This is a genomic window from Streptomyces malaysiensis subsp. samsunensis, assembly GCF_024519315.1.
In the GTDB taxonomy this organism is placed as follows: domain Bacteria; phylum Actinomycetota; class Actinomycetes; order Streptomycetales; family Streptomycetaceae; genus Streptomyces; species Streptomyces malaysiensis.
In genome coordinates this window covers 1-12,183 of sequence record NZ_JANIIC010000047.1, presented here as the reverse complement: position 1 = coordinate 12,183, position 12,183 = coordinate 1, and the positions used below count along the sequence as shown (strand labels likewise).

Annotated in this window: 8 protein-coding genes, 1 tRNA gene and 2 pseudogenes; 7 read left to right on the top strand and 4 right to left on the bottom strand. The window is 71.7% G+C overall.

Translation table 11 applies throughout. The features are described 5' to 3' along the window. Positions 1–94 precede the first annotated feature (94 nt). Entirely contained in the window at positions 95–832 is a 738-nt protein-coding gene (locus NQU54_RS32610; protein WP_257634165.1) for a helical backbone metal receptor, read from the top strand. A 42-nt stretch (positions 833–874) separates the two neighbouring features. On the opposite strand, the gene NQU54_RS32605 is transcribed toward NQU54_RS32610, so the two are convergent. Then, positions 875–1,534, bottom strand: coding sequence for a TetR/AcrR family transcriptional regulator (locus tag NQU54_RS32605; RefSeq protein WP_257634164.1), 660 nt, complete (start codon positions 1,532–1,534; stop codon positions 875–877). 187 nt (positions 1,535–1,721) lie between these two features. On the opposite strand from NQU54_RS32605, the pseudogene NQU54_RS32600 reads away from it, so the two are divergent. The 3 genes and pseudogenes from NQU54_RS32600 to NQU54_RS32590 all read left to right on the top strand — a co-directional run. Next, positions 1,722–2,435 (top strand): annotated as a pseudogene (locus NQU54_RS32600) (alpha/beta hydrolase); the annotation flags it as partial. Positions 2,436–2,636: 201 nt separating this feature from the next. Next, a pseudogene (locus tag NQU54_RS32595) lies at positions 2,637–3,548 on the top strand (Vgb family protein); the annotation flags it as partial. Between the two features lie 86 nt (positions 3,549–3,634). Beyond that, positions 3,635–4,312, top strand: coding sequence for a DUF5701 family protein (locus NQU54_RS32590; RefSeq protein ID WP_257634163.1), 678 nt, complete (start codon positions 3,635–3,637; stop codon positions 4,310–4,312). A gap of 325 nt (positions 4,313–4,637) precedes the next feature. Here the strand turns inward: NQU54_RS32590 and NQU54_RS32585 are convergent, their stop codons facing one another. Further along, positions 4,638–8,024: an amidohydrolase family protein gene (locus NQU54_RS32585; RefSeq protein WP_257634162.1), complete on the bottom strand. Its 3,387-nt coding sequence runs from the start codon at positions 8,022–8,024 to the stop codon at positions 4,638–4,640. Positions 8,025–8,325: 301 nt separating this feature from the next. Between NQU54_RS32585 and NQU54_RS32580 the strand changes: the two genes are divergently transcribed. Then, a complete protein-coding gene (locus NQU54_RS32580; protein WP_257634161.1) occupies positions 8,326–9,279 on the top strand; it encodes an alpha/beta hydrolase in 954 nt (317 codons plus the stop codon). A gap of 181 nt (positions 9,280–9,460) precedes the next feature. Here the strand turns inward: NQU54_RS32580 and NQU54_RS32575 are convergent, their stop codons facing one another. Next, positions 9,461–10,366: a transketolase family protein gene (locus NQU54_RS32575; protein WP_257634160.1), complete on the bottom strand. Its 906-nt coding sequence runs from the start codon at positions 10,364–10,366 to the stop codon at positions 9,461–9,463. Between the two features lie 30 nt (positions 10,367–10,396). Continuing rightward, a complete protein-coding gene (locus NQU54_RS32570; protein WP_257634159.1) occupies positions 10,397–11,098 on the bottom strand; it encodes a thiamine pyrophosphate-binding protein in 702 nt (233 codons plus the stop codon). 224 nt (positions 11,099–11,322) lie between these two features. Between NQU54_RS32570 and NQU54_RS32565 the strand changes: the two genes are divergently transcribed. Then, positions 11,323–11,399, top strand: a tRNA-Pro gene (locus NQU54_RS32565). Between the two features lie 571 nt (positions 11,400–11,970). Beyond that, on the top strand, positions 11,971–12,183 hold a 213-nt coding region (locus NQU54_RS32560; protein WP_257634158.1), incomplete at its 3' end, for a hypothetical protein.

Below are 12,183 nucleotides of genomic sequence, written 5' to 3'. Positions count from 1 at the left end.
GTAAGGCTGCGATGGGCGCCTTACGGTTCGCACGGCTCGTACCGCACGGCTCGTATCCGGCACCGCGGGGCCGGTCGCGCCGTACGGTGGAGCGATGAGCCCTCGCACCCCCGTACGGCGCGTGGTGTCCCTCGTGCCCTCGCTCACCGAGGCCGTCGCCGCCACCGAGCCCGAGTTGCTGGCCGGTGCGACCGACTGGTGCACGCATCCGCCCGGCCTCGCCGTGGAGCGGTGCGGCGGCACCAAGAACCCCGACACCGCCCGGATCGCCGCCCTCGCACCGGATCTCGTGATCGCCAACGAGGAGGAGAACCGCCCCTCCGACCTCGCCGCGCTGCGCGCCGCCGGTCTGGAGGTCCTGGTGACCGAAGTGCGCACCCTGGAGCAGGCGTTCAGCGAACTGGAGCGGGTCCTGGTGCGCGGCTGCGGACTGGCCAGGCCCGGCTGGCTGGACGCGGCCGAGGCCGCCTGGGCGGACGTACGGGCCACCGGCCCGGCGCGGCACGCCGTCGTACCGGTGTGGCGGCGTCCGTGGATGGTGCTGGGCCGGGACACCTTCGCCGGTGACGTCCTGGCCCGGCTCGGCGTGAAGCACCTCTACAGCGCGCATCCCGAGCGCTATCCCCGCGTCCCGATCCAGGAGTTGACGGCGCGGGGCGCGGATCTGGTGGTGCTGCCCGACGAGCCGTACCGCTTCACGGCCGACGACGGCCCCGAGGCGTTCCCCGGCCTTCCGGCGGCCCTGGTCAGCGGCCGTCACCTCACCTGGTACGGCCCCTCGCTGGCCGAGGCGCCCGCCGTCCTCACGGATGCGCTGTCGGCGGCGCGCTGACGGCCGGGGGTGACGGTCCCTGGGTGACGTTCGAGGGCGGCCTCAGGCCCGCGCGTAGTCGGCGAGGGCCGGTTCCAGCAGGGCGAACGCCCGGGTGGCCTCGGCTTCGAGGATGGCGGCGATCTCCTTGCCGCCGTGCCCCGCGAGCGTGAGGTCCAGAATCCTGTGGAACAGCACGCGATGCACCCCGGCGAGCAGGGACGCGGCCGTGCGCGGGGTGATGTCGGCCGCGGAGGTACCGGTCGCCGCGGCCAGAGCGATGGCAAGGGCCTCCTCGCGCTGGTCGTGCAGTCCGCGCAGACAGGCCGAGAGGGTGGGACTCTCCACGATCATGCGGGTGAACTCCGGTCCGGCGAAACCGGCGACCGGATCCTGTGCGGCGACGGCGGAGAGCAGGGCGCGCCGCAGCGCGACGAAGGCGGATTCGCCGGGCTCCCGGGCGGCGACGGCGCGGGCCAGGCCGGTGACGAACTCATCCTGGTGGTCGAGGGCCAGATCCTCTTTGCGCGGGAAGTAGTTGGTCACCGTCTTCTTCGCCACGCGCGCGGCGTCGGCGATCTCGGCAATGGTGGTGCGTTCGAACCCCTGCGCCATGAAGAGCTCGGTGGCCCGGTCGGAGATCAGCTGCCGCGTCTCACGCTTCTTGGCCTCGCGCAGGCCGGTGGCCGCGGAGTCGGTCGTGGTGCTCGACTCGATGTCCATGAGGACGAATCTTACCCTCGTAGCATATTTACATTGACGAGCAATAGAGGACGGTTCTAACTTTACCTCCGTCATAACTTTTGCTTCGCGAGGAAGATGGGCCCGCCTCCGCGATGAGCCCATTGCCCCCCGCGAGTCCCGACCACCCACGACGGAGGACCGTTTGCTGCATGTCATCGCCGTTCCCATGGCGCCCGAGGCGGCCCGAGCGGTCCGCGACTGCCCCGACGCGCTGATCGCCGCCCCGCTTCCGGACGACGCCGAGGTGCGCGGCGACTGGGTCCGCGCGCCGGGCGCCCGGGGCGGCGCGCTGATCTATGTGCACGGCGGCGGGTTCGTCCACACCATGCCCGAGGCCGAGCGGGTGATGGCCTATCGGCTGTCGAAGGCGACCGGCCGCCCCGCCCTGCGGGTGGACTACCGGCTGGCGCCCCGACACCCGTATCCCGCGGCGCTCGAGGACGTCCTGGCCGCCTGGCGGAGCGTGCTGGACGCGGGCGTCCCCGCCGCCGAGGTCGTGCTCGCCGGCGAGTCGGCCGGCGCCACGCTGGTGCTCTCCGCGCTGCTGGAGATCCGGCGGACCGGCGGCCCCCAGCCGGGTGCCGCGGTCGCGGTCTCACCCGTCACCGACTTCGCCCTTACCGGCGCGTCGCTCTCCGCCAACGACGGTAAGGACGTGATGAACCGGGCCGCCCTCGACTCCCTGCGCGCCCGGTACCTTGCCGGCGCGCCCGCCGACCGGGCCCCGCAGTCGCCGCTGTACGGGGACCTTCGCGGGCTGCCGCCGCTGCTGATCGCCGTCGGTGCGCACGAGGTCCTCCTGGACGACGCCCGCCGCTTCGCAGAGGCGGCCGACGCCGCCGGGGTGAGCGTGCGCCTGGAGGAGTACGCGGATATGCCGCACGCCTTCCACCTGTCCGAGCGGGGCGAGGTGCTGCTGGACCGGATCGGCCGGTGGCTCGCCGACCCGGTCCGCGAGGTCGGGGTCGGCGATGTCAGCGTCAGTGATGCCAGGGGCCGTGACGTCACGGGCCGCGATGTCAGGGGCCGTGACGTCACGGGCCGCGATGTCAGGGGCCGTGACGTCAGGGGCCGCGATGTCAGCGTCAGTGATTTCACCGTCAGCGCCCCGGACGCGGGACCCTACGCGCTCACCGAAGGCCCTGACGGCGCCCTGTGGTTCACCCTGGTCCACCAGGGCGCGATCGGCCGCAGGGGCGCGGACGGCCGGATCACCGTCCATTCCGTCGGAGCCAAGCCGATGATGATCGCCCAAGGGCCCGATGGCGCCCTGTGGTTCACCGAGTACGACACACACCGCATCGGCCGGATCACCGTCGACGGCGCGGTCTCCTCCTTCGTACCGCCGACCGCCGGGGGCGGTCCGTACGGGATCGCGGCGGGCCCGGACGGCGCCATGTGGTTCACGCTGTCGGCCGCCGACCGCATCGGGCGGATCACCATGGACGGCGACATCACCGAGTACCCGGCGTCCGGGATCACCGAGCCCCCCGCGCCAGGCGCCACCCAGCACTCCCCGTGCGGGACCTTCCCGTCCGCCATGGCGGCGGGGCCGGACGGCGCGATGTGGTTCACCCTCAACCAGGGCAACGCCATCGGCCGGATCACCATGGACGGCCTGACGACCGCCCACCCCCTGCCGACCGAGGCCGCCGCGCCGGTGGGCATCGCCCAAGGGCCGGACGGCGCCCTGTGGTTCACCGAGATCGGCGCGGGGCAGATCGGCCGCATCACGGTGGACGGCACCGTCACCGAGTACCCGCTGCCCGACCGCCAGGCCCGCCCGCACGCCGTCACCGGCGGCCCCGACGGGGCGCTGTGGTTCACCGAATGGGGGCGCGGCGGGGTCGGACGCATCACCACGGACGGCCGGATCACGGCGTACGACCTGCCCCGCGCCGACTGCGAACCGCACGGCATCGCCGCGTACGACGGCGCGCTGTGGTGCGCCCTGGAAACGGGCTCCCTGGCCAGGATCGAGGTGCCCCGATGACCGTCACGATCCCGCTTGCCGCGACTCCGTTCCCCGAACCCGCCACCTAAGATACCCCATCTGAAACCCCGACGAGAGGAATCCCCTTGGCCCGGACCCCCTTCGACGCGGGAGCCGAATTCGACCGCCAGGTGTGCGTCCTGACCGACCTGGGCTACCCGGAGCTGTCCGGCCTCGGCCCGGAGCGGTTCGGCGCGCTGGTCGCCCCGCTGCGGGGCCGCGCGGTGGCGGCCCAGGAGAGCCGATACGAGCCCGGGACCGGGGCGGGGGACGAGGGCCGTGTGCCGTTCCTACTGGTCGTCACCCGGAACGTGGCGCCCATTGAGGAGACGATGCCGCGTACCACCCTGCGCGGCGGGCGTCTGCCCGGTTTCGTGGACCGGACCTTTGAACCCGGCTCCCTCGAACGGTTCGTCGCCACCCAGGAGACACCGCTTCCCGCCCCGGACGCCTATCTGCTGTTCGACATCGAACGCGGAGAGGAGTTCTGCGGCGCGGTGCCCCACGACGCCATGAAGGCCATCGCCGGACGGGACCGCTCCCTGCTCACCATCGAGGAGGGAATCGCGCTCATCACCCACTTCCCACAGGCGCTGGTCAAGAACAAGTGCTTCTCGTTGGGCGGTTCACGGTGCGGTGACCGCCGGGTCCCGGCGATCTGGATCAGCCAGAAGGCACCGAAGCTGGGCTGGTGCTGGGAGGGCAACCCGCACACCTGGCTCGGCATGGCCTCCGCGGGGACGCGGACCGGGGGAGTGGCGTAAGGGCGCCCTTGGGCTGGGGCGAGGGCCGAGGGCGCCTTGGCCGTGCGCGGGCGCGCCCTTGAGCCAGGGCTCAGGAGCCGGGCCAGGGCTCAGGGACCGGGCCAGGGCTCCCTGGCCGGGGCGGGCCGGGCGCGGACCGGAGCCAGCCAAGGACCGGAGCCAGGCCGGGACCGGCGCGTGGCGGGGACCCGGTGCGGGACCCCAGTGAGCCGGGACTCCAGGAAGCCAGGGACCGGGTGGACCGGGGACCGGAGCCCCGCCCACCCCTCAGCCGCCCCCAGCGCCCTCAGCCACCCTCAGCGCCCTTGGCCGTCCCCCAGCGCCCTCAGCCGTCCACCGCGCAGCACGAGTCCCGCCGCAGCTGTCGCCCCACCTCCAGCCACTCCTCCGCCGACCGCCCGTGCGCCCAGTTCTCCCCGTGCGGTGCCGTCGCGGCAGCGGTCCCCGGGAAGGACTCGACCAGCTCGCGCTGCTCGTACGGCAACCCGCCCCGCAGCACCGACACCGTCCGTATCAGCGTGTCGAAGTCCGTGAAGGGATCGCCGTCCACAACCGTCAGATCCGCCAGCTTGCCGACCTCCAGGGTCCCGAGGTCGCGGTCGGCGCCGAAGGCCCGCGCGGGCAGGACGGTCGCGGTGCGCAGCGCCTCCTCCGGCGACAGCCCGAACCGGTGCAGGGCGCGCAGCGCCAGATGCAGATGGAGGCCCACCGGCACCAACGGCTGGTCCGTCCCCAGGGCCACCACCCCACCCCCGGCGAGAATCCGTTGATACACCCCGACCTCGGTGCGCAGCGTGGTCAGTTGGCCGGGCGTCGGGGGCGTCCCGGCGAGTTGCTGTACGAGCGCGGTGTCCCACGGCGGCATCAGCCGGGTGACCCGCTCGTCCTCCGCGAGCGAGGGGTCCGCCCCCACCAGGGGGGAGGCCGTGAACGGCGTGGCGATGAGCCGGAAGTCGGAGGTCGCGGTGTAGATCTCCGTCAGGTCCTGGTAGGAGTGCCCGGTCGCCGTCGTGGCGTGGCCGTACTCCAGCCGCTGGGTGGCCTGTAGATGCGTCGTCAGGTCCTGTCCGAGCTGTATGCCCGGGGAGCACAGATGGCTGCCGGTGCGCACGCCGAGCCGCTCATGCGCGAACCGGGCCGCCTCCTCCATGATCCATCCCGGCGCCCGCACATACGTCTTGACGAAGTCCCAGTCGAGCGCGGCGCCGCGCTCCAGAGAGCGCCGCAGACCGTCCCGGGTGCGGTGTGCGCGGCCCATGCTGTACGCGACGCGCGGTCCGTCCAGCAGCTCGCCGGTGGCCAGCAGTCGCGGCCCGGCCAGGGCGCCCGCCGCGACGGCCTCCCTGAGGCGCGCCTGCTCATAGGCGAAGCCGCCGAGGGAGACCGCGGTGGTGATGCCGTAGGCGAGCTGCAAGGCGGTCTGACGGCCGCCATAGGTGTACTGCCACGGGTGCGTATGGGCGTCCCAGAGCCCCGGCACGACGGTGTGGCCGGAGGCGTCCACGCGCCGCTTCGCGGGCCGCCCGGCCCGGTGCGCCTCCACGGCGGCGATGCGTCCGCCGCGCACCACGATGTCCACGTCCTCGCGGACCGTGCCGCCCTTACGGCTGTTACGGCCGGAGTCGCCCTCGCCCCCGGTGCCGTCCCAGAACCGCCCGGCGTGGACGACGGTGTCCGCGGGACGCGGCCGCCGGTGGTCCAGCGGGACGCGGACCGTGCGGGCGGTGCCGCTCTCGACGTCCAGCAGCCGCAGCCGGCCCGCCGAGAGATACAGGACGTGGCGCGAGTCCCCGGACCAGGAGGGGTGGTCGGCGGCCTCGTCGGTCAGCCGGCGCGGCGCGCCGTCGGGGGTGCCGTCCGCCCTTACGGGCAGCAGCCATAGGGCGGACTCGACGATGAGCGCCATATGGCGGCCATCGGGGGACCAGACCGGCCCGGAGTCATAGCGGTCGGAGAGGGAGGTGTGCGGTGCGACGGCGTGCTGTCTGGCCTTACCACTGTCGGTGTCGATCACCCGGATCAGGTTGTAGCCCTCGCGGAACCGCTGGTTCAGCCGGTTGCGATCGCACAGGGCGACATAGCGGCCGTCGGGCGACCAGCTCGGTCGGCCGGGCAGCCCTCCGGCGCCCATCGGGGCGGCGAGCACCCGTTCCGTACCGGCGTCGAGATCGCGCAGGACCAGGTTTCCCGACATGTCGACACTGACGAGCCGCTTGCCGTCCGAGGAGAGCGCCGGATGCACCCTGCCGCCGGAGGCCAGCACGGTCTCCTCGCCCGAGGCGAGGTCCCGGCGGCGCACGGCCAGCAGCCCGTCGCGGTCGTCGGCGTACACCAGGGCGCGCCCGTCGGGCGTCCACGTGGGAGCCAGCAGATACCGCGTGGGGGCCGCCCGTACGACCCGGCGCGGAGCGCGCCCGCCGGAAGCATCGGCGACCCAGAGGGAGTTGAGGGCGGCGAAGGCGACCTTACGGCCGTCAGGAGAGAGCGCGGGCATATGCAGCCCGCGCACCGGGCGCGCCCCGCCGCCGTCGAAGTCGTACCGCTTGACGCGATACCGGGGCCGGTCGACGGGGAGGGTGGCGGAGAAGGGGATCTCCTCGTACGCGAGGCCCTTACGGGCGGCACCCTCGGAGGAAACGTCCTCACCGGCAGTGTCCTCACCGGCAGTGTCCTTATGGGCAGCGTCCTTGTCATCGGCGTCCTTACCGTCGCCGACGGCCGAGCCGGAGCGTACCGCCTCGGGCACTTGGAACACCCGGAACCGCCCGTCGACGGTGAGCAGCAACTCCTCCCGCGAAACCCAGCGGGGCGGCACGGGCTGCACATCGCCCGTTATGGCCACCGGCTCCCCGGCCACGACCAGCGTGCAGGAGGCGGCGGGGGCGGCCGTGGTGCGCAGATACGCGAGCCGGCCGTCCGCCGACACGGATGGCGTCATCACCTGGGCGTCGGCGGTGGGATCGGTGTGCTCGGCCGTGACCGGACCGCTGCCGTCGGCCCGTACGGAGGCGACCGTACGGGCGTTCAGCGTCGTCCCGGAGAGCGCGCCGCGCACGAACAGCACCCGTTCGCCGTCCGGGGACCAGACGGGGTCGAAGTCCTCCCAGGCGCCGTCCTGGAGCGGCCCGTCCTGGCCGTCCACCCCCGAGAGCCGGGTGAGCTCACCGGTGGCCACCGCCAGCACCCAGATCCGGTACGGGCTGCCCGCCACGGGGTCGCCGCCGCGCTCGGAGGCGAAGGCGATCCGGGTGCCGTCGGGTGACCAGGCCGGACCGCGGTCGTCCCACGGTCCGTCCGTTCGCTGTCGCAAACCGGAGCCGTTGGGACGCAGCGTCCAGATATGGAATCCGCCGCCCCGGTAGGCGCAGATGGCCAGCTGCTTTCCATCGGGCGAGTAGACCGGCCGAGTGGGCTCCAGATCGGCCGGCGTGAGTGCCACGGCCTCGCCGCCCTTACGGGCGACCGACCACAGGACGTTCTGGACCTCGGCTATAAGGCGGTCACCGGACGGGGAGAGGGTCGCGGCGCCGTTGGTGGCGGCCGTGAAGGAGAGCGAACCCGGCCGGGCAGCCGCTGCGGCGGTCGTTTCGAACGGCAGTGTGGCCGCGGTGGCGGCGGCGGTGCCCACGGCGGCGGCCTGGAGAAAACGCCGCCGCGAGAGGGCGGAGGCGTCTGCTGAGAGGGCGGCAAGCGAAGCGTCGTGCGAATCCAACGGTCCTCCTGGAGCAAGGGAGTTGCATGGAGCAGGAGTTGGTACGCGGTGCTGAGTGCTTGATCGTTACACACCCACGCCCCCGGAGGACAGGACCGCGTCGATGCCCTTGGCTTGCGGGCCGGGCAAAGGGAGAGTGGGCGTCTACATCCCTTCGCGCCGCGTCAATTCGCACCCGACCGATCAGTACTCGACCGATACACATCGAAGACCGAAGGCACCCGACCAATACGGTGACCGATTCACACGCGACTGATTCCCACCCGACCGATTCGCACCAGGAGACAGGAGATGAGACGGCATGCCCGACGGCGGTATCACCCACCGCACCGACCATCTGCCCATGCCCGACGGAGTGCGGGTCGCGACCTACAGCTGGCTGCCGGAGAACGGCGACACCGTACGTGCGATCGTCCAGATCGCGCACGGCGCGGCCGAACACGCGCGGCGCTACGACCGGTTCGCCCGCTTCCTCGCCGCACACGGCTACGCGGTGGTCGCCTCGGACCACCGCGGCCACGGAGCCACCGCCGAGTCGACGGGCGGCTTCGGCGTCGTGGGCGAGGAGGGCGACGGCTGGCGGGCGATCGTCTCGGACCTGCGCACCATCGGTGACCGAACGCGAGCCGCGCACCCCGGCGTGCCGCTGGTCCTGCTCGGCCACAGCATGGGCTCGATGCTGGCCCGCGACTGCGCCCAGGAGTACGGCGAGGAACTGGCCGGGCTGATCCTCTCCGGAACCTTCCGCTCACTGCCTGGGACCGAGACCGAGGAGGCGCTGGAGGGCATCGCGCGGGAGATCGCGGAAGGCGGCCGGACCGGCCCCTCCACCTTCACCCCGACCCTCTTCGCCTCGTTCAACGACCCGTACGAGTCCGTTCCGGACAGGACGGGTTTCGAGTGGCTGTCGCGCGACGCGGCGGAGGTGGCCGCGTACGCGGCGGACGAACGGTGCGGCTTCGCGTTCAGCGCCGGACTGTCCCTGGACTGGGTCCGCGGCGTCCGCAAGATCAACGACCCGCGCCACCAGGCCCGTATCCCGGCCACGCTGCCCGTGCATCTGGCGGTGGGCACCGAGGACCCGTGCAACCAGGGGATGACGCTCGTCCACGAACTCCTGGAGGACTTCCGCTACGGCGGTACGCGCGAGTTGAGCTGGAAGGGATACCAGGGGGCTCGGCACGAGATCCTCAACGAGACCAACCGGGACGAGGTCCAGCAGGACCTGCTGACCTGGCTGGAAAAACACCTCTGAACCAGAGAGCCCCGGCGGGCGAAGCGGGCCCCGGCGGGCGAACCGGAGGCCCGGCGGATGAACCGAGGGCCCTGGCGGGCGAACCGGGGGCACCGGTGGACGAACCGAGGGCCCTGGAGTCGAAGCGGGGGCGAACCGGAGGCCCGGCAGGCGAACCGAGGGCCCGGTGGGAGCCACCCCCTCAGCGCAGAAAGCCGGAGATGCGCTCCCGCAACGACGCCGGGTCCAGCCCCCGCCCCGCCAGATGCTCGTCGATCGTGCCGTAGCGGCGCAGCTCGCGCCGGGGGATGCCCAGGCCGAGCACCCGATGCGGGCGATCGGCGAGCGCGTCATTGGCGGCGGCGGTCGAGGTGCCCGCGAGATACGGCTCGACCAGCACGACGTCGACGGCGCCCGCCGCCCCCGCCCCGGCCGCCGCACGTAGCGTCCGCCCGTCGAAGGGCCGCACCGTGGTGGCGTACAGCACGGTCACATCCAGCCCCTCGACGGCCGTGAGCACGCCGTCGAGCATCGGCCCGACCGCGATCACCACACCGCCGCGCCCCTCCCGTACGGTCAGGAAGCGGCCGGGGGCGATGTCCCGCAGGGCGGAGTTGGCGTGCGCCGACAGCCGTACGTACACCGAGTCGTCACCGGCCGCGACCGCGTCCCGCAGCAGGGTCTCGGCCTCGTCCGGATGGCCGGGCACATGGATGGTCCAACCGTCGAGCGTGTCCAGCAGGGCCACATCGCCGGGGGCCATATGGGTGTAGCCGCCCGCCGGCCAGTCGTACGAACCGGCCGCGCTCACCAGCACCCCGCCCACGCCCTGATGCCCGAAGTCGAGCTTGACCTGCTCAAACGGCCGCTCGACCAGAAAGCTGGCAAAGGTGTGCAGAATCGGCCGCATCCCGGTCAGGGCCAGTCCACCGCCGACGCCGACCAGCAACTGCTCGCGGATGCCGACATTGATCACCCGGTCGGGATGCGCCCGGGCCGCGTCCGTGAACCCGTCCTTGCCGATCTCCGCCAGCACGACGGCCAGCCGGGGGTCGTCGTCCAGAAGCCGGGAAACGACAGAGGCGAAACGCTCACGCATAGTGTCCATGAGAACAGTTCCTCTCACCCTGGAAACGAATCAGACCTTGGCCTCGACCTGGGCCACAACGGCACGCGGCCGCCCCGCGTGCGGCGCGGTGTACGCCTCGTACAACGCCTGATGATCACGCCCGTCCACGGTCACCGTGGACCAGCCCGCGGCCTCGAAGCGCGCGGCGATGCCCCCGGGCCGGACATGGCTGGCGGAGGCGTTGTCGACCACGACCGTATGCAGCCGCTCCAGCCCGACGGCCCCCGCGTAAGCGATCGCCTCGTGATTGCTGCCCTCGTCCAGCTCGGCGTCGCCGATCAGCACCCACACCGCCGCCCCGGAGAGCCCCCGCGCCCGCAACCCGAGCGCACTCCCCACGCCCAGCGGCAGCCCGTGCCCCAGCGAACCACTGCTGATCTCCACGCCCGGCACGAGCACCCGATCCGGATGGTGCCCCAACGGCGAGTCATACGCCCCGAACCCCGCCAGCAGCGATTCGGGGAAGAACCCCTTGGCGGCGAGCACGGCGTAGTACGCCATCGGCCCGTGCCCCTTGGACAGCAGAAACCGATCCCGATCCACATCATCCACGGCCCCCGGCGAGACCCGCAGCACCCGGTCGTAGAGCACCCAGAGCACATCAAGCGTCGAGGTAGCGGCCGGCCCATGCTTCTCGTCCCCGGTCATGAGGCTCATCAGCCGCGGAAGATCGTCGTATCCATATGCGGTGTGAACGTCGATGAAGGTCATAGACCGAGCGTGCAACTTAAACCCAGCTTCAAGTCAACCCCACGCCGCCGCCCTCCACTACCCCCTGAGTGACGAAGGGCGACCACGCACTCCCGCAGAGTAAACACCCCAGCTGGTCCCGCCGGGCTCCCGATCTCCACCCCGGGTGGCAGCGACCACCCCCTGAAGTGCGGTATTGTTCTTCATGCGCGGTCGGCGAGGGAAAGCCTAAACCGAACGAGCACCGGGACGTGGCGCAGCTTGGTAGCGCACTTGACTGGGGGTCAAGGGGTCGCAGGTTCAAATCCTGTCGTCCCGACCAGCTTTTTCGCAGGTCGAAGGCCGTTTCCGCGGGTAGCGGAGGCGGCCTTAACCATTTCCCGAGTGGGAGCAAGTGGGAGCCCTCTGGGAGCCCTCGTGCTCCCAACTCGCAGACGTGTCAACGGTGCCCGATTCGTCCGTCACCCGATCCGGTAGACCTGCGGCGCCGTACCGCGCCCCTGTGTGTCGTCGTCAACCGTAGGCCCCTGGGGCCACCCCATCGATTCGGATGCTCTCTACATCGAGAGGCATAAAGGGCCCTTGTCGGCTCTTGAGCGCCTTTCGCGGTGGGAGCACGGTGTCGTGCTCCCCATGCGACAGGGGGCGGGCGGACCGGCGAGGATCTCTCCGGCCAGTTTTCGCAGACGGCTCGCGCGCGGGTGTCCTGGCCGCAGTGGAGGGCTTGTGTCAAGACGCGGCAAAGCCCCTTGGTGTCCGCCGGTAGATAGGGCACTCCCAGGGCGTGAGCGCCGTAGCGGGATCTGCGGCGCTGTAAAGGGACAGTCCGCAAGGGTGGCCATGTAAATAGTGTGCCAAGCGGCTATTGGCAGTGAGCGGGAGCAACAGGTGGGATGGCGGGCGTCGTGAAGGGTGTGGGTGTCGAAAACGGTGTCACCCTATGCGACCTGCGTGTATTCGAGGATGATGCCGCCGAGTCGATCGCGTCGATGGATGCGAGTGTTGTCGGTGGCGGTGGGTGGTCCGGGTTCGGTGAGTCGGTTCGGCGCCCGTTGTCCGAGGGATCGGCGCGGCCGGTGTTGGTTGTAGTGCTTCGCGTACTCATC